The following is a 22,878-nucleotide window of genomic DNA, read 5'->3' as shown; positions in this document are numbered from 1 at the left end:
CCGGGCTTATGCCTTTTTGTAAAAATAAGGACTCAAGATTAGGAGCAGCCGACGCTGAGCTGTAATGCGGTAATCCCGTTATTCTGCGGAATTCCGTATCGTTCGTTCCAATTCCTGCTGCAATGCTTGCGTGATGGGTCCCATGGGTAAACGGACGGTGTCCGAGGATAGGATGCCCTGCCGGGCCAGCAGCCACTTCAGAGGTGCCGGGTTGGATTCCTGGAATAACCTTCGGATGAGGGGAACCAGGAGATCGAACTGCTGTTTGGCGCCGGCCAAGTTGCCTTGACTGGCAAGACGATAGACATCGATGAAGGCGGACGTATTCACATTGGCGGATGCAAGGATTCCTCCGCTGGCTCCTTGACTTAGCATCGCATGAAAGTAAAGGTCCTCCCCGCAAAGAACAGGCTTCGTACCAAGGCGTGTCAACTCGGAGTGGAGCCCGGTGCCGCCCGAACTGTCTTTTAAACCTATGACTCCGTCCAAATCCAGAATCCTCTTGATCGTATCCGCGGTTAGCCGAACACCGGTGCGGGAAGGGACCTCGTAGGCAATGACCGGTACTCCGACCTGTGCCGCTCTCCGGTAATGTTCAAGAATGCCTTCTTGAGAGGGGCGGCTGTAATAGGGGGTGACGACCAGGACCGCATCCGCGCCGATGACTCCAGCCATTTCCGTCCGTTTCACCGTTGATACGGTGTCATTCGTTCCTGTCCCAATGACAAGCGGCAAGGGATTCCGCTTCGCAGACATACACTCTTTCGTCGTGGTTACGAGCTCCACCACCTCTTCCCAAGACACGGTAGGAGATTCCCCGGTGGTACCGTTAATGACCAATCCTTGAATGTCTTCTTCCAACAGCTTCTCCACGTAGTTCCGGTAAGAATCCAGATCGAGCTCTGCATTCGGCAGGAAGGGGGTCACCACCGGTACATATATCCCTTTCAGATCCCTTTCATTCAGCATCCCTTTTCCTCCTCAGGTTCTCCAGTGACCTTATCGTAACATGGTGTTTGGTATCGGTGTTATCTACAATAAGTGATGAGCATGATCAAAAATATCGATGGAGACTGCAATGACTGCAATGACCATAACCCGAGCAGAGGGTTTCGCATTTGTTCGGACTTTGTTTTGAAGTCCATGACTGCCGCTTGACTCTCCTCTTGGGGAAGACCTTACACTGCATACAGAAGGGAGGGAACATAACCAAGTTGTTGTACACGGTGAAAGAAGTATCGGATCTGTCAGGTGTGACGATCAAGACGCTGCATCATTATCACCGGATCGGTCTCCTGATGCCCGGCAAGGTGAGTGAGGCCGGTTATCGGCTGTATGGACCGACAGAGCTGGAGCGTCTGCAGGAGATTCTGGTGTACAGGGAGCTGGAACTGCCCCTGGAGCAAATCAAGCAAATGATGAATCAGCATGCGGACCGGCTGTCCGTTCTGTCGCAGCAGGAGGAGCTGCTTGCCGCCCGCCGGCAAAGACTGGACACGATCCTGCACACTTTACGGCAATCGATTGCCGCAATGAAGGAGGGAACCCCTATGGATGACAAAGCATTGTTCAAAGGCTTCGGGAGCGAGGATGAATGGAACCGGGCGCTGTCCGGGCAAAATCAGCATTTGGCAGAAACGTACGGCATGGAGCCTCTGCAGGTTGGCGAAGCGGAGGTTCAGGGGATGAATGAGCAAGCCCGGGAGGCCATGGCTTTCATGAACGGGATGGCGGATTTCCTGAGGGACGGTGTCAAGCATCATGACGCCCAGGTGGGCGAGTGGATCCGGGCTCACCTCGAGTTTCTGCATCGGCACGGCCATCCGGCAGCCCCGAAGGAATTTGCGGCGCAGACGCAGTTTTTCCTGAATGACGACTTCCACCTGGGGATGCTCGAAGCCCAGCAAACCGGGCTGTCGTACTATCTTCATGCGGCGGCGCAAGCGTACGCGGCCGCGAATTCATAAAAGCATTCCCGCGCCCCAGGGTGCAGCAAAAAAGCTGGTGTCCTTGAACATAAGGGAGCCAGCTTTTTTGTGCTTGGCGCTGCTATACGGATGGCTTCAGTGCCGCCCTGTATTCAGAAGGGCTGCAGCCGGCGAACTCCTTGAATACCTTGGAGAAGTAATGCTGATCGTGAAAGCAGAGCGCATCCGAGATATCCTTGATTAACATCTGCGGATGGGCTTCCATCAGCCGCTTCGCCTCGTGGATCTTCAGCTCGAGAAAATGGTGGACGAACGTGTTCTGCGAGTATCTCTTCATGATCCGGCTGATGTAGGAGGGACTGACATGGAATTTCAGCGCCAGATCGTTCATCGTCACCTGCGCGTACAGGTTGGTCCGCAGATGCTCGTCGATCTTCAGGAACAGCTCGCTGCCGCTCTTGCGGTTCGAAGCCTGCAGCTCGTCGAAGCATTCGCCGGCCAGCGCCAGCAGACCCGAGCAGAACCCGCCGTAGCTCGGCTGACCGAGGAGCCGCCCGGCCTGCTCGAGCACGTTCCTTCCGCCGCCCTCAGCGGCTGGGGGGAGCGACGCCTCGAACGCCGCGGCGAGCCGTGCAACAAACCGCTCAAGCCCGGCGGCGGGGAGGGCGGTTTCCTTCCAGGCGTTGAGCTGACCGGCAAGCTGAAGCAGGAAACGGTCCTTCTGCAGCCTCCGGATCATGTCGGTATACACGCCGCACAGCCGCTCGATACTCTCCTCATAGGGCTCCGCAGGCTGAAGGGATGGTCCGGCATCCAGCACAACGGGTCTGCCTATCGCAAGACGCTCGTACAGAAGCCGGGACATTCGTTGGTACTCATCCGGGATCTGCCGGGGTTCCGCAGGCTTCGGGCTGTAGGCAGCCGACGCTTCGAGGCGGAACTCCGCCAGCACCCGCTTCAGGCTCTCCAGCAGCACGGGAGCAGCGGGGAACGGCTCACCGGGCGAAGCATTCGAGAGCAGGAGGAGCTCCCCTTCCGTACGGGTCGGATACACCCATACAGGGGCTTGCCCCCAGGCTTCTGCCAAAGCGGGCGCGATCACTGCGGGGTCCCAGCGGTCGGAAGGAACCGTGAAGGGCTGCCGGCGCAGGACCCACACCCGCTTGGGCTCCTCCCGGAAAGAGGCATCCAGGTGGAGCGTTCCGCAGGCAGCAGGGTCCACGATGCCGTCCAGTACCGAAGAGCTGTCCGCCGCGCGCTCCTCCCCGAGCCGGTCCACGACCCGCTGCATCACCTCCATCAGTTCGCCGGGGACGACAGGCTTCAGCAGATAGTCGCATACCTGCAGATTGAGCGCCCTGCGCGTATATTCAAAGTCATTGTAACCGCTGATGAGCACCGCCTTCAGCCCGGGATTGATTTTCTTGGCTTCGTCGATGAGCGTCAGACCGTCCATCTTCGGCATACGGATGTCCGTGATCAGGATGTCGACGGGAAGCTGCCGGCACAGCTCCAGCGCTTCCTCACCGTTCGCGGCTGCGGCCGCCACTTCAACAGGCAGTCCGGAGGCGGCCAGGAGGGATTTCAGATTGCGCTGGATCGGCTTGCTGTCCTCCGCGATGATGGCTTGATACATGGGCTGCAGCTCCTTTCTCGGAATCTATCGGTACCTACCGGAATCTAGTAGAAGTCCCGGGTCAGGGACGCGATGAGCTGGATTGTGGCGCCCCGGCCGCCGGCGTGGTTGTAGAGATTGAAGAACAGCCGGTTCCTGTACATGAGCTGCAGCCGGCCGACCGTATTCACGATCCCCATGCTGCCGATGCCTGCAGGAATCGTTTCCTGCTCCGTCCCCCCCTGGGAGCGGTCTCCGGTTTTCCTCAGAATCTCCCTTAGGCTCGTTTCTTCAAAGCCGCTGCCGTTATCGGAGATCTCGACAGCCCACAGCCCGTTGTACAGCCTGGCCTTGATCCCGATATGCCATGGCGGGTCCGTCCGGTTGAAGGCGTGCTGGATGCAGTTCTCTACGAAAGGCTGAATCACAAGGCGGGGGAGCAGGATGGATTCGGCCGCCGGTTCGATGTCGAACGACCAGGTGAGATCCTCCTCATACTGGTGGCCGATCAAGGTAAGGTAGTGGCGGGTATGCTCCATTTCCTCCTTCAGGGTCACATGCTCGTACGGCGAGGACACGACATATCTCAGGCTCTCGGACAAGCTTTTGCACATCTCGCCGACGGTCTCCTTCTTGTCTTCCTGTGCGGCGATGCTGATCAGGTACAGCACATTGTGGATAAAATGCGGGGCGATCTGGGCCTGCAGCGCGGAATGGCGCGCCATGGCTTCCTTGTGCACCGCGAGCTTCTCCCGCTCAATCGAGTCCTGCAGGCGTTCGAGCAGCTCCTGGAACGCTTCGCTGAGCAGCAGCAGGTCGTTGTTATGCAGCCGGCTGTCCTGCTTCAGATTCAGGTTGCTGTAGGTCAGCCGCACAATCTGGCTGCGGATGCGGCGGATCGGCAGGACCAGGCTTTTGGACGTGAGATAAATATAAAGAAACGAGAACAGGGTCAGGCATACCAGGAACAGGATGGCGATATTCCGGACCGAGTTGACCGAACCGAGCACGGCTTCACCGGGTTGAACGACGAAGACCGTCCAGTCTGTATGCAGAGAGTGATGGTAAGCGACGTAATTGCCCTTCGCATCCTGGTAGATGCCGCTGCTCTGCGATGAGTTGATACCGCTTCCATCAAGCCGTGTAAGGTCCGTGCCGGGGGAGGCCGTCACCAGCGTTCCGCTGCTGTCGACGACATAGACGCTGCCGATGCTGCCGGCGTCGGCGAGTGCCCGGATGTCCCCGCGGTCCAGCTGGATGGACAGATAGCCGTAAGCGGTCCCGTTCACATCCACGATCGAACGGATGAAGGAGACGGGCTGGTCCGCCGGCGCATAGAGAATATAATCGCTGCTCTCGAGCCTGCTCCGCAGCGTCCCGCTTCCCAGCACGGGCTCCAGGGTGGGCATATCGCTGTATCCGACATAGGAAGCGAGCCGGTCGCCCTTAACATTGTAGATCACCATGTCGTGAATATTCAGGCTGGGCCCGATGGCCTGGAACATCAGACCGCTGAGCACGCGTTTCTTCTGGAGATCATCCATCGTGTAGTCCTCTTTTTGAACAGACGACTCATACAGGAAAGCGAACACGTCCCGGTTGGACAAGAGGCGCTGGGACAGCTGATTCTGCATGGCGATGTAATTGTCCAGTCCACCGGTCACTTTGGAGGCCGTCAGGAGCGTATCCTGAACGGTCCTTTCCTTGAGCGGCTGGATCACGAGCAGCTGAACATAGACAAGGAAGCACCCGAGCACGAAGACCAGCAGGAGGAAAAAGGTGGCGAAGAGCTTCGTCTGGAGGCTGAGCGGAAACGGCATTCTGCCGGTCCAGCGGTTCATAGGGGGCACCTTCCTTTCCGGCGGGTGAAGATCATTTCTTACTATACCACCCCATTTAAGCGCTTCACAAGCACCGGTCGGTTCATAATTATACACATGAAGTGTCAACCGTGAACATGTACTTTGGGGGAAGGGGGGCCTATAATGAGGTCCATAGCCGGTCTACAACAAAATGAGAGTAACGGGGGAGTACAGCTTGAAACAAGTGAATCGGAAGGTTGCATTGAGTACATTGACATTCTTGACAACGCTTTCCATGGTGGGATGCGCATCCGGGGGCAGTCCGGGCACCGGGGCTTCGGGCAGCGGAGGAGGGAGCGCTTCTTCCGGGGACAAGGTTACGATCGAATTCGCCCTGGGCAAAAGCTCAGAGAACGCCGCTTATGCGAGTAAGGAGCTGCTCGATGAGTTCGAAAAGAAGACGAACATTCGCGTCAACATCCAGATGCTCCCTTCGGAGCAGATCTCGACGATCATGCAGACGAAGCTTGCTGTGGGGGAAGTTCCGGACCTCCTCCTCTACAACCTCGTCAGCGCGGAGAGGGAGCTTAATCTGGGCAAAAACTTTGAACCCCTGGACGCAGAGCCCTGGGCCTCAAGACTGATCAACAAGGACGTGCTGTCGTCGAACGGGAAGCTCTATGCGTTTCACTTGAACCAGGACGCCGGCCAGCAGGGCATGGTGTACAACGAGGATATCTTCAAGGAGCTGGGGCTGTCCGTTCCGAAGAACTATGAGGAGCTGCTCGAGGTTTGCGAGAAGATCAAGGCCAAAGGCATTACGCCGATCTTCATGCCGTTCAAGGATGCCTGGGCGACCAATATCTGGACCGCCGCCGCCCTGGCCGATTACGCCAAGAAGAACGACCCGAAGATGTGGGAGGATCTCACGACGAACAAGCGCAAGTGGACCGAAATTCCGGCGTTCGAGACGATTACCCAGCAGCAGCTCGACCTGTTCAAGAAAGGCTATACGAACAAGGACGTGCTCAGCGACAGCTACGATATGGCCGTCGGCAAGTTCCTGAAGAAGGAAGTGGCGATGATGGCGATGGGCGACTGGCTCATCAATGACGCCGTCCAGAAGGACCCGAACATTCACCTCGGACTGTTCGCCATCCCGCATGCGGAAGGCGCCGATATGGGCATCAGCCCGCTCGGAGGCCAGTTATTCATACCGAAGAAGGCCAAGCACTTAGCGGAGACGAAGAAATTCCTCGAGTACCTGGCTTCGCCGGAAGTGGGGCAGAAGATCGTGACCGCGAACAAGTACATCTCTAACTTCAAAGACATAGAGACGCCGGAGCTGCCGCCGTACAAGCAGGCGATCGTGGACAACTACATCAAGACGAACAAAACGACGCTGACGATGGACGCCTATCTCCCGGTCGATATCTCCGAGCTGTGGAAGGGGTACCAGGATATGTACGCCGGAGGCAAAACGCCGAAGGATGTATACGCGGCCTGGGATAAGAAATTCGGCCAGCTTATGAAGGACAAGAAAATGCCGGGCTTCTGAGACAGCGGGACACCGGCTGGCAGGCGGAAGGGAGCGTAACGGCTTCCTTCCGCCAAATTGGTATGGAGTGTGAGTCCATGAGTATTACAAAACGGTTGTATTCTTATTATCTGCTGCTGCCCGCCCTTCTGATCTACGTCGTGTTCTATGTGCTGCCGACCTTGATCGGCCTGTTCTACTCCTTCACGGATTGGCGGCTGGACTCGGAGACCATCGAGTTCAACGGGCTTTATAACTTCGAACGCATCTTCACCGATGAGACGCTGCTGCTGGCCATCAAGAACACGATTATTTTTGCGGTGGTGACCGTCATCGGGAAGAACGTGCTGGCCATCCTGCTGGCCGTTGCGCTGAACATGAACCTCAAGACCAGGAACGCGCTGCGGGCGATTTTCTACGCTCCCTCGATTGTCAGCGTGCTCGTCATCTCGCTCCTGTTCACGCCGATGCTGCGTTCGGAAGGCCTGCTCAACGGGATTCTGGATGCCGTGGGTCTCGATTTCCTGATGATGTCCTGGCTGACCGACCCGTCGATCATCATGCTGACGATCAGCGGCTTGTCGATCTGGCAGTATACCGGCTTTCAGATGGCGATCTATCTGGCGGGTCTGCAGTCCATCTCGAAGGACTATTATGAAGCGGCCCGGATCGACGGGGCGGGGAGCTGGAGCAGCTTCGTTCACATCACGCTTCCGCTGCTGTGGCCTGCGATCAACATCAATGTCATGCTGACACTGATCGGGGGCCTCAAGGTGTTCTCGGAAGTGTTCGTCCTGACCGGCGGGGGACCGGGCAATGCCTCCCAGGTCATCGGGACCATCATCCTGCGGGCGTTCGGCGAGGGGAACTGGGGGCTCGGGACAGCCGTCAACACCCTGCTGTTCATCGCCGTGACGCTGATCTCCATCCCGCTGCTTCTCTATATGCGCCGCAAGGAGGTGCAGGAATAATGACATCCCTGCGTAAAATTGACTGGAAGGCCGGCCTTGTGGAGGTCCTGCTGATTCTCCTGGCCCTGACGATCATCGCACCTCTCCTGATCATGATTCTCGGCTCCTTCAAGACGAGCTCGGAGGTGCTCGATTTCTCGCTGGCGCTTCCGCGCCAGTGGATGTTCTCGAATTACGCGCAGGTCATCGAGCAGGGCGGCCTGCTGCGGGCCTTCTGGAACGGCGTTCTGATCTCCGGCGTCTCTTCGGTGCTGAACATCATCACCACTTCGGCGGCCGCCTTCGTCATGATACGCCGCGACACGAAGGTATCGAATTTCATCTATCTGTTCTTCTTCATGGGGCTGATTGCTCCCATGTCGATCATCACCACGATCCGGGTCGTCCAGTGGCTCGGTCTGTACGGCACGATCACCAGCGCCGTCTTGATCTATACGGCCATGAACAGCGCCTTCAGCGTGTTCCTGTATGCGGGCTTCATGAAGTCGATCCCGAGAGCGCTGGATGAGGTGGCGTTCCTGGAAGGGGCGAACATCCTGGATATTTATCTGCGGGTGATCTTCCCGCTGATCGTTCCGGTGAACGCGACGGTGGCGATCATGGTATTCATGTCGGTATGGAACGATATTACGATACCGATCTACTTCCTGACGGACAGCTCGAACTGGACCATGCCGCTGTCGGTCTACAACTTCTACGGCAAGTTCAGCCGGGACTGGAACCTGGTGTTCGCCGATCTGACGCTGACTTCGCTGCCGGTGCTGATTCTGTTTCTGCTCGCGCAGAAATACATTGTCAGCGGCATGACGGCCGGAGCCATCAAAGGATAGCGATAAAGGAAGAGCATAGGAATAAGAGGGAAGCGGCAGGAGTACGAAGAAATTCGTGCTTCTGCCGTTTTTTGTATATATTTATTAACATTTAACATTTGGCTTTATTTCGATATGGTATGATAAATTTCAGAATTTCCCCGCAAGAATCTCACCCATCGCAGCCTGCCTTCCACAAGACCCGTTGACCCATACCATTCTAACGGATAGCTCAAGGAAAGCTCAGGGAGGACTATATGAGTACCACCGTCCTAACGGAAATGTATTCGCTTACGAACGCGCAGCAGCGCGTATGGTTCATGCAGCAGCTGCATCCCGACTCGTGCCTGATGAACATCGGACTGGCGCTGAAATGGAGGATTCCTTTACAGACGGACCGCCTCAGGGAAGCCGTCCTGATCTTCCTTCGCGAGAACGAATCCGTCCGGCTGCCGGTTATGGCTCGGCCGCAGGAAGAACCCGTCCGGCCCTCAGAGTATTCCCCTCTGGATACGGAAGCGGTCGTGCCGGTCCTTGCCTTCGGAGAAGCCGATCCGTCCGGCAGAGCCTGGGAGTGGGCTGCCCGGGAATGGATCGCCCGGGACATGCAGGAGCTCTTGGACATGGGCTCCGGCGTCCTGACCCGCTTCACGATTCTGGAGCTGGATCACGCGCAGACCTGGCTGTACATCAAAGCCCATCATCTTCATGCGGATGGGGCCGCACTGATCCATGCCGGGCGGGAGATCGCCGGGATATATGCGAAGCTGGAGCAGGGCTCCTATGTGCCATCCGAAGGGAAGCCGACCTTCGCCGAAGCGGCGGAGCGGGAGAGAAATTACCTTGCTTCCCCGAGGTATGAGCAGGACGCCCGCTTCTGGGGGGAACAGTTCGAAGATCTGTCCGAGCCCTTGTTCGCCGTGCCCGAACTGGGAAGCCGTACTCTGCAGAGCGGCCGGTGGGAGACGGTGATCGGTCCCGGCCTGAGGGCGCAGATCGACCGGTTCTGCAGCGCAGCCGGGGTTACGCCGTATCATTTCTTCCTTGCCGGGGCTTATGCCTGGCTGTACCGCCTGACGGGGCAGAGGGATATCACTCTCGGCAGCATCACTTCGAACCGGACCCATCCGACGGACAAACTTACCTACGGCATGTTCGCCAATACCCTGGCGATCCGGCATCTGCTGGATCCCGGATCCCCCTTCGCCGAGCACTGCAGCGGGATTTCCAGGTATTACAACCGGCTGCTGCGTCATCAGAAGTATCCTTTTAACCACCTCATCGCAAAGCTGAGGGAGCAGCATCCGCAGCTGCTGAAGCTCTACCAGGCAGGTATCGAGTTTCAGGTGATGGACAGCGGTATGGCGGAGGGGGCGCCCTTCGATATGGAGCCTCTCTTCAGCGGAATGATCGATGAGGAGCTGGTCGTACATGTCAAAGATTACAGGGATCTGTCGACCTACGGACTGACCCTGGAATACAAGCTCTCCACGTTCCGGGATGAGGAGATGGCCGACTGGGGCACCCGTTTCGTGAGGCTGCTGGAAACGGCGGCGGCGGAACCGTCCCGGACGCTGGCGGAGCTCCCTCTCTTGTCCGGAGAGGAGAAGCGCCGCATCCTGATCGGATTCAACGAGGCGGAGGAAGACCTCCCGTCCGGCAGCACGGTCGTCGGCCTGTTCCGGGAACAAGCGCGGCGTACACCGGATGCTCCGGCAGTGGAATGGGGCTCAGAGCGGCTGAGCTACCGCGGGCTGGCCGGCCGTTCGGAGCTTCTGGCGCAGAGACTGAAGGGAGACGGACTCGAGACGGAGGACGTGGTGGCCCTGCTGCTCCCCCGGGGCGCAGAGCTCATCACCGCGATGCTCGCCGTCATGACGGCCGGCGGCGCTTACCTGCCGGTCGATCCGGATTATCCCCCGGAGCGCATCCGGTATATGCTGGAGGATTCCGGCGCAGGATGGCTGCTGTCGGATGAGAAGACGCTTCAGCGCATGGCCTCGAACGGGGAGCCCGCATTAGGGGATCGTGTCCGAATAGGGACGCTGGAAGGAATGCGCAGCGGCATGGATGCCAGTGCGGACAGCCATCTGCCCGAGCCGGCACCCGAGTCGCTTGCCTATGTCATCTATACCTCCGGAACGACCGGACAGCCCAAGGGAGTCGAGATCGAGCACCGCGGACTGGCCCACCTGATCGCAGCGGAGGGCCGTGTGATGGGGTTATCGGAAGCGACCAGAATGCTGCAGTTCGCCTCCAGCTCCTTCGACGCGTCCGTTGCCGAGATCCTGCCGGTACTCTGTTACGGGGGCGCGCTTGTGGTGGAGCCCCGGGAAGCGCTGCTGCCCGGAGAACCGCTGCTGCAGGTGATTCGGAGCAAAGGAGTGAACACCGCCTGCTTGACGCCCTCCGTCCTGGCCCAGCTGGCGATGGAGCCGGGCTGGCGGGAGAGCATCGCAGGCCTGCATACCGTGGTGACGGCCGGGGAAGCGTGCCCCGCCGAGGTGGCGGCGGCCTGGGGCAAGGGCCGGAGGCTGATCAACGGCTACGGCCCGACGGAAGCCTCCGTCTGGGCGACGTACCAGGAGTATGCGGCGGACCGGCCTCTCCACATCGGCAGACCGTTCGGCAGGTCGCAGATCTACCTGCTCGACGAGAATATGCAGCCGGTCCCGCCGGGAATCACCGGAGAGCTGTATATCGGCGGGCCGGCTCTGGCGCGGGGGTACCGGAACCGGCCGGAGCTTACCGCCGGACGGTTCGTGCATGTCGATCTGGGGGAGCCATACGGGGGGACCGTAAGAGTCTACCGGACAGGAGACCGGGCCAGGTACGCTCCCGACGGCTGTATCGAATACTGCGGCCGCAAAGATCACCAGGTCAAGCTCCGGGGGCATCGGATCGAGCTGGAGGAGGTCGAGGCCGTGCTGAACGCGCATCCCGGTGTCCTGCAGGCCTGCGTGACCGTCCTGGAGGAAGGACAGGGGGCCGGTCCGGCTCTGGCCGCTTTCATCGTGAGGGCCGGGGGCGGAGAGCAGCCGCATCCGGAAGAGCTGAGGAGCTGGCTGGGGGACAAGCTTCCCCGCCACATGGTGCCCCACCGCTTCCTGGAGGTGGAGGAGCTGCCCTTGACCGCCGGCGGCAAAGTGGACCGCCGTCGGCTCCATACCCTGGTCCGCCGGGAGGTGGCGACGACAGCGGCTGCGCAGACGGCAGCGGGCGGCACCACCGAGGCGGCCCTGACGGAAATCTGGATCGAAGCGCTCGGATGCGGTACGGTGACGCCGACGGACCCTTTTTTTGACCTGGGAGGGGATTCGTTCCGGCTGCTCCATGTGCACAGACGAATCCGGGAGAGGTGGGGGGTGTCCCTCTCCGTAACGGACCTGTTCCGCTGTCCCACGATCCGGAGCCTGGCCCGGCATCTGGAGGGTCTGGAGAAGCACAGCCCGAAGACCGTGGAAGACCGGGAGCCGGTCGGGCCGGGAGCTGGCCGCACGGCTGAGGTGCCCGGCGGGAACCGGAGAGCCGAATTGGAACGACAGAAACGACTGCGAAGGAAGGGAAGAGAACAATGACCGAAGAGCACAAAGAGCCGGCCGTACACGGCGTGGCCATTATCGGGGCGGCCGGGCGGTTCCCGGGGGCATCGACCCTGGAACAGTTCTGGGACCGTCTGGCGGGCGGCCGGGAGTCCGTCACGTTCTTCAAAGAGCCGCAGGAAGGGCGCGTTCATGCCGCCGGCCTGCTTGAGCAGGCGGCTGAATTCGATGCCGCATTCTTCGGCATGTCTCCGCGAGAGGCGGAGGTGACGGACCCGCAGCACCGGGTATTTCTCGAATGCGCATACGAGGCAATGGAAGCGGCCGGTTATCCGCCGGTCCGCTGTACGGGCAGAGTCGGCGTGTATGCGGGCAGCGGGCAGTCCGGTTACCTGAAGCATGTGGAGAGCCATCCGGAGATCGTCGAAGCGCTGGGCGCGTTCCAGAGTGCGATCGGCAGCGGCCCGGACTTCCTGACGACCCGGGTATCGTACAAGCTGAACCTGAGGGGGCCGAGCATCGCCGTGCAGACGGCCTGCTCCTCCTCGCTGGTCGCCGTCCATCTGGCCTGCCAGGCCCTATTGACCCATGAATGCGACATGGCGCTGGCGGGCGGGGTATCCGTGAAAGCCGACCAGACGGAAGGCTTCGACTACCAGGAAGGCGGCATTCTGTCGCCGGACGGACACTGCCGGGCGTTCGACGCGCAGGCCCGGGGAACGGTGGTTGGCAACGGCGGGGGAGCCGTGCTGCTGAAGCGCCTGGAGGACGCGCTGAGCGACGGGGATACGGTGCTGGCCGTCATCCGGGGAACGGCGGTCAATAACGACGGAGCGCACAAAATCGGCTACACGGCGCCGAGCGTCGGTATGCAGAGCGAGGTGATCCGGGAGGCCCTGCAGGTGGCCGAGGTGGATGCGTCCACCGTCACCTATGTCGAAGCACACGGGACAGGCACCGTTCTCGGCGATCCGATCGAGGTCGCCGCCTTGACCGACGCTTACCGCTTTGACACGGATCAGCGCCAGTACTGCGCTTTGGGTTCGGTGAAGACGAACCTCGGCCACCTCGACAGTGCGGCCGGGATCGCGGGGCTGATCAAGACCGTGCTGTGTCTGAAGCACCGGATGTTGCCGCCGAGCCTGCACTTCCGGGAGGCGAACCCGGAGATCGATCTTGCGGGTTCCCCCTTTTATGTGAACAGCGAGCTGCGGCCTTGGCTGCCGGCCCAGGGATACCCGCTCCGCGCCGGTGTCAGCTCGTTCGGCATGGGCGGAACGAACGCGCATGTGATTCTGGAGGAGGCGCCGGCAGCCGGCAGAGCGGCCCATGAGGATTCCGCGGCCGAGCCGCATCTGTTCGTGCTGTCGGCACGGACCGATGAGGGGCTTCTCCAAAGAACGCGGGACCTGATCGCTTTCCTGGAGCATGACCGGGAAGCGGAGCTGTCCGACATCGCGTATACGCTGGCCGCCGGAAGGGAGGCCTTCGGGCAGCGCCTCGCCGTCACCGCTTCGACGCGGGAGGAGCTTCTGGCCCGGCTTGGCGGCCGTGTCATGACTTCTTCTCCGGCCGGGATCGGCAGGAAGGAGGAGGCAGCCGGTATGACTGAGGGGGTCATCTTCCTCTTCTCCGGCCAGGGCAGCCAGCATCCCGGCATGGGAGCGGACCTGTACCGCCATGCTCCGGTATACCGGAGCCACCTGGACCGCTGTGCGGAGCTGGCGGTGCGCCACACCGGCACGGATGTCCGCCGGCTGCTGTTCCCGGAGGCGGGGAGGGAGGACCTGGCCGCAGCGGAGCTGCGTCAGACCGTCCACGCTCAGCCCGCGCTGTTCTCCGTGGAGTGGGCGCTGGCAAAGCAGCTGGAGGCCTGGGGCATCGGGGCGGAGGCGATGATCGGACACAGCATCGGGGAGTTCACAGCCGCCTGCCTCGCGGGGGTTATGTCACTCGAGGATGCCATGAAGGCGGTATGCCGCCGGGCACAGCTCATGCAGGAGCTGGAGAAGGGAGCGATGACCGCCGTTCAGCTGCCCGAGCAGAAGCTCTTGGCTGCGGCCGCTTCCGCAGGGGTATGGATCTCTGTCGCAGCGGTGAATGTGCCGGATTCCTGCGTGGCGGCCGGTACCATGGAGGAGATCGAACGCCTGGAGGCCAGCTTGAATGCGCAAGGGATCGCCTTCAAGCGGCTGCAGACTTCCCATGCCTTCCATTCGCATATGATGGAGGGCTGCCTGGAAGCCTTCGCCGAAGTGATGAGGGGCATCCGTATGGAAGCCCCCCGGGTGCCCTACATCTCCAATGTCACGGGAACCTGGATCGCGCCGGAGGATGCCGTGGACCCGCAGTATTGGGTCATGCACCTGCGCAGAGCCGTACGCTTCGCAGAGGGCATTCAATCCCTTGCCGCCAGGCTGGATCGGGCGGTGTACCTCGAGGTCGGCCCCGGGCAGGCGCTGGCCTCGATGGTCAAGGGAACGCTCGGCAGCCCCGAAGCCGGGCGGCATGCCGGGGTTTATGCTGCGCTGCCCTCAGCGGGATCGGGCGGATCGGCTTACGAGAGCCTGCTGCAGGCGGTCGGCGCGCTGTGGTGTGCGGGCGCAGCAGACCCCGCCGCACTCTACCGCGACCGGCCGGGCCGCCGGGTTCCCCTGCCCACTTATCCGTTCGAGCGCCAGACCTACTACCTCCCGAAGAGGGAAACGGCGGGGACAGCGGCCAAGGCGGCGGGGGCAGGCCGTAGACCGATGGAGGAATGGTTCTACGCACCGGTCTGGAAGATGACCCCGCTTCCAGTCGGAGAGACAGCAGGCAAAGCCGCGGGTGAGACCGAGCCGCTGCCGCTCTATCTGCTGTTCGCCGATCAGGGCGGACTTGCCGGCGCGCTTCGGGAGGAGCTCGTCCGCCGGGGGGGCGAAGTCGTCATGGTCCTGAGTGGAGAAGGACACGCACAGGAAGTAGGCCGGGATGGCCCATTCGTGCTTGCGTCGGACGGACCGCAGGCGTATGAAGAGCTCCTGCGCGGTATCCGCGCGGCCTTCGGAAGGCTGCCGGACAAGATCGTCCACCTCTGGAACACGGATGTTCATTCCGAGCAGGGTACACGCACCCTGCAGGAAGATTACCAGGCAGCCCAGCGCAGCGGGCTGTACAGCCTGATCTCTCTGGCGCAGGCACTGGGAATGCAGGAGGCCGGTCAGCCGGTGGAGCTCATCGCGGTGACATCCCGGCTGCTGCAGGTGGCCCACGAGCCCGTCTTCCTCCCCGAGCGGGCCACGCTGCTGGGTGCTCTGCGGGTGATGCCGCAGGAGTACGGGCACCTCCGCACCCGGGTGATCGATGTCGAGTCCGGCGGGGCAGCCGGCTCCCATTACCAGGAAAGCGCCCGAGGGCGGATGCTTCTTGGGCGGCTGGCCAATGAGATCGGCGCGGATGCTTCCGACTTCGTGACGGCTTACCGGGGCCCCTTCCGCTATACCCCTTCCCATGAGGAAGTGAGACTTCCCGGAATAGGAGAGCGCAGGGGAATATTCCGCAGCGGAGGCGTCTATCTGGTTACCGGGGCGGCGGGAGGCATGGGACTGCCGGTCTGTGAAGCGGTTGCCCGGGAAGTCCAGGCCTCCTTCATCCTGCTCGGCGACCCGTCCTTTCCGCCGCCGGAAGCATGGGATGCATGCCTGGAGGACGCATCGGTCCCTGCCGGCACCAGGGACACCATCACCCGTATCCGCGCCTTGGAAGCGTCCGGCTCCCGTATCCTGTATGCTTCCCCGGATCTGACGGATGAGCACCAAACGGCGCTCGTCCTGCAGCAGGCGGAAGCCAGGTTCGGGCGCATGGACGGCGTGCTGTTCGCATCCGAGCCCTACAGCTCCGGCCTGATCCAGTGGAAGGACCCCGCGCGGACGGGAGAGACCTTGGCTCCACATGTGCTCGGCTTGACGGTGCTTTCATCGCTGCTGCGGGATCGGGCCGGGTTCATGGTGCTCTTCTCGCGGACGATCTCGGTCACGGGAGGCATCGGGCAGCTGGACTTGTGCGCCTACGGCTCCTTCCTGGATGCCTGGGCGAGGGCCGAGTCGGCCGCCGGTGTGCCCGTGGTTTCCATCAGCTGGAGCATGTGGCAGGAGGATGTCTGGCTGGAGCGGATGACCGGCATTCCGCAGGGCATCCGGGAGAAGCTGGAGAACCTGCAGACCGCCTACGGGCTCTCCGCAGGGGAAGGGGTTCCGGTCATTGAAGGGCTCGCCGCTTCCGGTCTGCCCCAGGCGGTTGTATCCACGCAGGATTTGGAGAAGGCGAGACATTCCTGGGCATCCCTGCACGAATCGGACGGAACAGTTAGTCCCGCCGCCCCATATCCGGGCGGCCCCGCCGAACGGACCGCGCCAAGGAATGAGGTGGAGAGAACGCTCGCCGGGATGTGGGAGGCCATGTTCGGCGTCAGCGGCATCGGGATTTATCAGAACTTCTTCGAGCTGGGAGGCAATTCCCTGCACTCAATCCAGCTCGTGGCGCGGCTGCGGCAGACCTTCCACGGCGGTATCCCCATGGACATTCTGTTCCAGTCGCCGACGATCGCCGAGCTCGCCGAGGCGGTTGCATCGACGCAGGCGGACCGGGAGCAGCTGGAGGAGATTGAACGCCTGCTGAGGGAAGTCGAAGCGATGTCACAGGAAGAGCTGATGCAGGAGCTGGAGAAAGCCTAATTCACAAGGAGGGGAGACACTATGACCGGCAGCCTGCAGGACAGATGGGCGGCATTGTCGCCCGCGCAGCGCGAGCTGCTCGCCCGTAAGTTCAAGGAGCAGGGACTGGATGCCGTGCCGCTGGATGACCGGCGGCAGTCCAGCCAAGGGAGCCGCACGACGGGAGAGGAATCGGCCTTCGTGCCGAAGCGGAGCCGGAGGGAGGAGACGATGGACTTCAGTCTGTTCTTCTTCTCCGGCGACGGATCTACGGAAGAGGGGCAGAAGTACCGGCTGCTGCTTGAGAGCGCAGCTTACGCGGATGAGCACGGGTTTGCCGCCGTGTGGACGCCCGAGCGGCACTTCGAGGATTTCGGCGGGCTGTACCCGAATCCGTCGGTGCTTAGTGCGGCCCTGGCGGTGCTGACCCGCAGGGTGGAGATCCGGGCCGGCAGCGTCGTGCTGCCGCTCCACCACCCCATCCGGTTCACGGAGGAATGGGCCGTCGTCGACAATCTGTCCGGCGGCCGGGTCTCCGTCGCCTTCGCGGCGGGGTGGCACCCGGCGGACTTCCTGCTCGCCCCCGTGCAGACGCCCGAATACTACGCGGACCGCAAGCGGGAGATGTTCCGGGCGATCGGCGAGGTCCGGCGCCTGTGGAACGGCGAGACGCTGGAGTATCCCGATGCGGCCGGCACGGTTCATGCGGTGCGGACGCTGCCGAGGCCGGTCCGCGCCCCGCTGGATGTGTGGATTGCGACCAACGGCAGCACGGAGACGTACCGGGAGGCGGGCCGGATCGGGGCCCACATCCTGACCGGGATCACCGGCAGCAAGTTCGCCGAGCTCGAAGAGAAGATTGCGATGTACCGCGAGACGCTCCGCGAATCCGGCTATGATCCGGCTTCAAAGAAGGTCGCGCTCATGCTGCATACCTGCCTCGGGGAGAGCAATGAAGCGGTCAAGGGCAAGGTGGCCGCTCCGCTGAAGGCCTATCTCAAGACGTTCATCAGCCAGCAGCGGAACATCCTGAACGATTACGCGGCCATGTCGGAGGCGGACCTGGAGGTGATCGTCTCCCGGGCGTTCGAGCTGTATTACGAGGAAAGCGGGCTGCTGGGCACCCCGGACAAGTGCGCGAAGCTGGTGGAGACACTGAGGGATATCGGCGTCAATGAGATCGCATGCCTGATCGACTTTGGGGTGGATCACGACGCTGTCCGCGAGAGCCTGGAGCTTTTGAACGGACTGAAGGAGCAATTTTCGATAAAGGAGACGAGGGTACAGGATGAAATCGATTCATGACCGGATCAAGGAGCTGTCGCCGGAGCACCGGGCCTTATTCGAACGGAAGCTGAAGGAGCAGCGGCTTGACGCCGCCAGGCTTCCCGAAGTGCAGCCTGCCATTCCGAGACGCCATCATAACCGGCCCAGCCCGCTGTCGTTTGACCAGGAGCGGCTGTGGTTTTTCAACCGGATGCATCCCGAGTCGTTTACCTACAATGTGTACGGAGCCGCACGTCTGAAGGGGACACTCCACCTGTGGGCCCTCGAGCAGGGAATCAACGAGATTGTCCGGCGTCATGAAGCGTGGCGGACGGTCTTCGACCGGGTGGATCCGCTGCAGCGGGTGCTCCCTGAACTGCAGGTCACCGTCCCGGTGGTGGATCTCTCCCCCTATCCGGCGGAAGAGAGGGAGGCGCGTGCGCAGGAAGGGCTCCGGGAGGAAGTGCAGCAGCTGTTCGATCTTGAGAAAGGACCGCTGATCCGCTTCAAGCTCTTTATCCTCTCGGATACGGAAGCCATGCTGGCGCTTACCATTCATCACATCGTCATAGACCGGATCACCTTCAGCATCTTCTTCGAGGAGCTGATGGTCCACTACAAGGCGGCCCTGGAAGGGCGGACCGCTGAGCTGCCCGAGCTGCCGGTCCAGTATGCGGATTACGCGGAGTGGCAGCGGGAGTACCTGCAGGGAGAGAACCGGGAGCGGCTCCTGGGCTTCTGGAAGGAGCAGCTGAAGGACTGCGATACGATCCTGGACATCGAGACGGACTTTCCGCGGCCGCCGGCCATGACGTACCGGGGAGCCCGGGTGTTCCTGCGCACGCCCCTTGAGGTCTTGAACCGGCTGAAGGGGATCGCCAAGGGGGAGAACGCCACCGCCTTCATGATCCTGATGGCCGCCTTCCAGACGCTTCTCTTCCGGTACACAGGCCAGGACGATATTCTCGTCGGCACGCCGCTCGCGAACCGTTCCCGGGTGGAGCTCGAGAGGGTGATGGGGTACTTCCTGACGATGGGCACCCTGCGCAGCCGGATGGACGGGCGCATGAGCTTCCTGGAGCTGCTCCGCAGCGTGCGGGAGACGGCGCTGGCCGTGTACAAGCATGGGGATATGCCGGTCGGGCTGCTGCTCGATGAGCTGCGCATTCCCGCCGATCCGAGCCGCAATCCGCTGGTGCAGGCGGTGTTCGTCTACGTGGACGTGCCGGAAGAGAAATTCACGCTCCCCGGTCTTGAGGTCAGCACGGAGATGATCGACGGGGAGACGGCCAAATATGATGTGACGATCGGACTGTCGGAGACGGAGCATGGGCTCGAAGGCTTCCTGGAATATTCGCGGGATCTGTTCCGCAAAGAGACCTTCGAACGGATGGCGGCTCATTGGGACCGCCTGCTGCGGAGCATCGCAGAGCATCCGGAGCGGCCGCTCTGTGAGCTGGCTATGCTGGGCGAGGAGGAGCTGCGGGAGCTGACGGAACGCCGGCAGCGCAAGGAATGCGGGCCGGCAGCAGCGGTCTGCCTGCACCACTGGTTCGAAGAGCAGGCGGCGCTATATCCGGACCGCACCGCCGTCATCGATGGGGAGGTCTCGCTGACCTATGCGGAGCTGAACCGGCGGGCCAACCAGGTGGCTCACCTCCTGAAGCGGTCGGGCGTCGGCGCCGAGACCCTGGTCGGCCTGCTCGTGGAGCGGTCTCCGCAGATGATCGCCGCCATCCTCGGCATTCTGAAGGCCGGCGGCGCGTATGTCGCGATGGACCCGGCTTTTCCGCAGGAGCGGATCACGGGAATTGTCAGCGGGTCGGGGATGCGGTATGCGGTGACCGACGACGCAGTAAGGCTCACTCATCCCAGCCTCAGCTTCGTTCTGGAGCTGGATGACTCCTGGTCTTCGGTTGACGCCGAGGAGGGCGGCAGCCTGCCATCCGCCTCGGAGAGCAGCTCACTGGCGTACGTGCTGTATACATCCGGCTCGACGGGTGCCCCGAAGGGAGTGGCCATGGAGCACGGCAGCATCTGCAATGCGGTCCAAGAAGCGATGGGGCTGTTCGGCTTGAAAGGTGCTCAGGAAGGCGTGATGCTGCAGTTCGCCTCACCGACCTTCGATGCGTCGGTCCTCGAGATGTTCTGCCCGCTCTCCACCGGCGCTGCGCTGTGTCTCGTCTCCCCGGAAGCCCGCGCAGGGGGAGAAGCGCTGAGGGGGCTGCTTGAGCGGCACCGGGTGACCACGGTGCTGCTGACACCGCCGATCTTATCCACCCTGAAGCCGGAGGAGCTGCCGGCGTCACTGCGTACGGTGGTTACCGGAGGCGAAGTGATTTCCTTCGATGTGAACGGATGGCTGCGGGACGGCAGACGGATGATCAATATCTACGGACCGACCGAAACGGCCGTGTTCGTGACGGCCCATGAATTCACGCCGGACGGCAAGCTTCACTGCATCGGTACGCCGATCGCCAATACGCAGGTGTACATTCTCGACGCACAGATGCAGCCCGTACCCGTCGGCGTCAGGGGCGAGCTGTATGTCGGCGGAGCGAATCTCGCCCGCGGGTATTTGGGGCTTGAGGAGGAGACCTCCAAGCGGTTCACCGCAGACCCGTTCGGTGACGGCCGGCTGTACCGCACCGGCGACTATGCCAAATGGCTGCCGGACGGCACGATCGCCTACCTTGGCCGGAGGGACGACCAGCTGAAGATCAACGGCATCCGGGTGGAGCGGGGCGAGATCGAATGGATGCTGCAGCAGCATCCCCGCGTCATCAAGGCTGCCGTGGCCCCTTACCGGCGGTCCTTGGGCGGTCAAGGGCTGTGTGCGTACTATACTTCTGAAGCGGAGATCGACAGCGAGGAGCTCCGTGCGCTCCTGTTTGAGCGGCTGCCCTCCTACATGATTCCGGCCCATTATCTCCGGGTGGAGCAGTTCCCGCTGACCACCAGCGGCAAGCTGGACCTGAAGAAGCTGCCAGAGCCGGCAGTGCATGACCGCAGTGCGGCGGCGTACGTTCCGCCCGAAAGCGAGCTTGAGAAGCTCATCGCCTCCATCTGGGAAGAGGTGCTGGGTGCGCCGGACGTCGGCCTCCACGACAACTTCTTCTCGCTCGGGGGCGACTCGATCATGGCGATCGGCATCGCTTCCCGCCTGTACAAGTCGGGGTGGGAGATCGACATGAAGCAGCTTTTCATCCATCCGGTGCTCAAAGATCTCATGGCCCATATCCAGCCCGTCACTTCTTACGCCGATCAGCTTCCCGTTACGGGCGAGATCGCGGAGACGCCGATCACAAGCTGGTTCTTCGAGGAAGCGTTCACTGATCCGGACCACTGGAATCAGGCGGTCATCATCCGCCGTGCGGACGGATTCGATGAGTACGCCCTCCGGCAGGCGATGAGCAAGCTCGCCGAGCACCACGACATCCTGCGCTGTACGGTCCTGTCGAAGTGGAACAGGGGAGCGGCGGGGTTGTACAACCGGCCGGTGGAGGACTGGGAGCCGGAGCTTCATGTCATCCGGCTGCTCGGCAACCTGCCCCCCGAGCAGGAGCTGGCGGTCCATGCCAACCGCCTGCACGAAAGCATGCAGCTGGAGCACGGCTCCTTATGGAAGGCGGCGCTGTTCCGTGCGGAAGACGGGGATCATCTCCTGTTCGTGGCCCATCACCTCGTCATGGACTGGGTCTCCTGGCGGATTCTGCTCGAGGATTTGGATGCGGCCTACGGACAGGCGGCAGAGGGCCGGGAGATCCGGCTGCCCTCCAAGAGCGATTCCTACCAGCGCTGGGCCCGGGAGCTGCAGAAGTATGCGAGAAGCAGTGAGCTGCTGAGACAGATTCCTTATTGGAAATCGGTGGAGGACGCTCCCTGCGAGCCGATTCCTTCGGATTATACAGGCATCGAGAATCTGGCCGTCGATGAGCGCACGCTCAGCGTCCGGCTGACAGGAGAAGAGACCGAGGCTCTGCTGAAGGGCGTTCACCATGCCTACAAGACGGAGATCAACGACATTCTGCTGACAGCCGCCGGACTCACCCTCAAGGAATGGACTGCATCTGACCGGATAATGCTGGGGATGGAAGGGCACGGCCGGGAGCCGATCATCAAGGGCGTCAACGTGAACCGGACGGTCGGCTGGTTCACCTCACAGTATCCCGTGGTTCTCGAGATCAGCCGGGAAGATGATCTGTCTTACAGCATCCGGTCGGTCAAAGAGCAGCTGCGGCAGATTCCGCGGGGCGGCGTCGGCTACGGGATTCTGAAATATTTGACCCCCGAGGAGCTCAAGGAAGGACTGCAGTGCCGGCTCCGGCCCGAGATCGGCTTCAATTACCTGGGCCAGATTGACCGGGACCTGCAGCGGGAGCACTTCGGGGCATCGGCGTATCCAACCGGCCGGCTCACTTCGCTGGAGTGCGAACGGACGGCCGTTGTGCTCATCACCGCTTATGTGCGGGAAGGCTGCCTGCACCTGCTTATGGATTACAACCGCCGGATCCACAAGGAAGAGACGGTCGCAGCGCTGCTGGAGAAGCTGAGAACGAACCTGCTGGCGGTCATCCGCCACTGCTCCGCGCAATCGCACAGCGAGGAGACGCCGAGCGATCTGGGCTACGGCTCCCTGTCGCTGGAAGAACTGGACGGGCTCTATGATCTTGTCGAATCCATTGAATAATGATTCACAGGCGGCCGCTGGAGAGCC

The 22,878-nt window shown here is 61.7% G+C and carries 11 protein-coding genes; 8 read left to right on the top strand and 3 right to left on the bottom strand.

Annotation, left to right across the window (positions count from 1 at the left end):
- Window positions 1-78: 78 nt before the first annotated feature.
- Window positions 79-969, bottom strand: a complete 891-nt coding sequence (gene dapA, locus PM3016_RS21055; RefSeq protein ID WP_014370849.1) for a 4-hydroxy-tetrahydrodipicolinate synthase — start codon at window positions 967-969, stop codon at window positions 79-81.
- A gap of 245 nt (window positions 970-1,214) precedes the next feature.
- Here dapA and PM3016_RS21050 point away from each other — a divergent pair, with 245 nt between their 5' ends.
- Window positions 1,215-1,967, top strand: coding sequence for a MerR family transcriptional regulator (locus tag PM3016_RS21050; protein WP_041619200.1), 753 nt, complete (start codon window positions 1,215-1,217; stop codon window positions 1,965-1,967).
- 82 nt (window positions 1,968-2,049) lie between these two features.
- On the opposite strand, the gene PM3016_RS21045 is transcribed toward PM3016_RS21050, so the two are convergent.
- Together PM3016_RS21045 and PM3016_RS21040 are read right to left on the bottom strand one after the other, a co-directional pair.
- Complete coding sequence (locus PM3016_RS21045; protein WP_013918539.1) at window positions 2,050-3,564, bottom strand: response regulator; 1,515 nt, start codon at window positions 3,562-3,564, stop codon at window positions 2,050-2,052.
- Between the two features lie 44 nt (window positions 3,565-3,608).
- Window positions 3,609-5,384 carry a sensor histidine kinase gene (locus PM3016_RS21040; protein ID WP_014370847.1) on the bottom strand — a complete coding sequence of 592 codons (1,776 nt, stop codon included), beginning with the start codon at window positions 5,382-5,384 and terminating at the stop codon, window positions 3,609-3,611.
- A gap of 172 nt (window positions 5,385-5,556) precedes the next feature.
- Between PM3016_RS21040 and PM3016_RS21035 the strand changes: the two genes are divergently transcribed.
- From PM3016_RS21035 to PM3016_RS21005, 7 genes are all read left to right on the top strand, one after another.
- Window positions 5,557-6,903, top strand: coding sequence for an ABC transporter substrate-binding protein (locus PM3016_RS21035; RefSeq protein ID WP_013918537.1), 1,347 nt, complete (start codon window positions 5,557-5,559; stop codon window positions 6,901-6,903).
- A gap of 77 nt (window positions 6,904-6,980) precedes the next feature.
- On the top strand, window positions 6,981-7,853 hold the full coding sequence (locus PM3016_RS21030) for a carbohydrate ABC transporter permease (protein WP_013918536.1): 873 nt from the start codon (window positions 6,981-6,983) through the stop codon (window positions 7,851-7,853).
- A complete protein-coding gene (locus tag PM3016_RS21025; RefSeq protein ID WP_013918535.1) occupies window positions 7,853-8,683 on the top strand; it encodes a carbohydrate ABC transporter permease in 831 nt (276 codons plus the stop codon). Before PM3016_RS21030 ends, PM3016_RS21025 begins: the two co-directional genes overlap by 1 nt.
- Window positions 8,684-8,919: 236 nt before the next feature.
- Window positions 8,920-12,240, top strand: coding sequence for a non-ribosomal peptide synthetase (locus PM3016_RS21020; RefSeq protein ID WP_014370845.1), 3,321 nt, complete (start codon window positions 8,920-8,922; stop codon window positions 12,238-12,240).
- Window positions 12,237-16,916, top strand: a complete 4,680-nt coding sequence (locus PM3016_RS21015; RefSeq protein ID WP_014370844.1) for a type I polyketide synthase — start codon at window positions 12,237-12,239, stop codon at window positions 16,914-16,916. Before PM3016_RS21020 ends, PM3016_RS21015 begins: the two co-directional genes overlap by 4 nt.
- Before the next feature lie 21 nt (window positions 16,917-16,937).
- Window positions 16,938-18,200, top strand: a complete 1,263-nt coding sequence (locus tag PM3016_RS21010; RefSeq protein ID WP_014370843.1) for a MupA/Atu3671 family FMN-dependent luciferase-like monooxygenase — start codon at window positions 16,938-16,940, stop codon at window positions 18,198-18,200.
- Window positions 18,184-22,851 carry a non-ribosomal peptide synthetase gene (locus tag PM3016_RS21005; protein ID WP_014370842.1) on the top strand — a complete coding sequence of 1,556 codons (4,668 nt, stop codon included), beginning with the start codon at window positions 18,184-18,186 and terminating at the stop codon, window positions 22,849-22,851. The genes PM3016_RS21010 and PM3016_RS21005 overlap by 17 nt, the downstream gene beginning before the upstream one ends.
- Window positions 22,852-22,878 lie beyond the last annotated feature (27 nt).

The sequence above is a fragment of the Paenibacillus mucilaginosus 3016 genome (assembly GCF_000250655.1).
GTDB lineage: Bacteria > Bacillota > Bacilli > Paenibacillales > NBRC-103111 > Paenibacillus_G > Paenibacillus_G mucilaginosus.
This window is presented reverse-complemented; position numbering and strand designations above follow the sequence as displayed.